At 42.5% G+C, this 652-nt stretch carries 1 protein-coding gene; it reads left to right on the forward strand.

All coding sequences use genetic code 11. The annotated features are described in order from the left end of the window. Positions 1–232: 232 nt before the first annotated feature. Positions 233–652: hypothetical protein (locus R7190_RS28145; protein WP_318137961.1), on the forward strand; the 420-nt coding region annotated here is incomplete at its 3' end.

Raw genomic sequence — 652 nt, forward strand, 5'->3', positions numbered from 1 at the left:
TAACGGTCTGATTACACTTAATTATGCACATGTACATCAAAGGCGTGGGGTAACAGCCTCTAGAACGTATCGGCTAGAACGAGGTTCGAGTCAATGCAGTGGATACGCGGCTCGGTAAAAACTCTACCAGAACTCTTGGGTTGTCCAAAATGGGCAGATCCAGCGTCTTTGCAGAGCCAATTGGATTGATATTATTTATCCAATTTAACAATCTTTCGAAAGGAGAATGAAAATGACTAAATGTGATCATGTTAATATTGAAAACATGAAGAAAGCTGTTCAAGCATTGGACCGCGCAATTGATGCTGATATTGATGAACGGGTTGTTCAAGCACTTGAATCGGGAAATGTTATTGATATTGGTGTCATTGTTGATAAAAACGGAAATCCTGGCATTGGTAATGGCTTGCCGTTTGATGTCTACACCTCTAAGGATGACGCTACTTTGGTCGCTGCGGCGCTAAATGAAGCAGATGCTTTCCTGCTGTCGCGTATAGATAACCCAGCCCAGCTGGAACCTCGTTCTGATTACCAGGTTCAACAAGACACAATCCTCGCCCTTGTTAACAATTTTACCAATGTTGATTTGGAGAATGTACCAAGCTTAGTGGTAGGTAATATCCAAGAAGCTAAACAGGTGCTAGAGGATGCT

It is taken from the genome of Vibrio sp. 1078-1 (assembly GCF_033340475.1).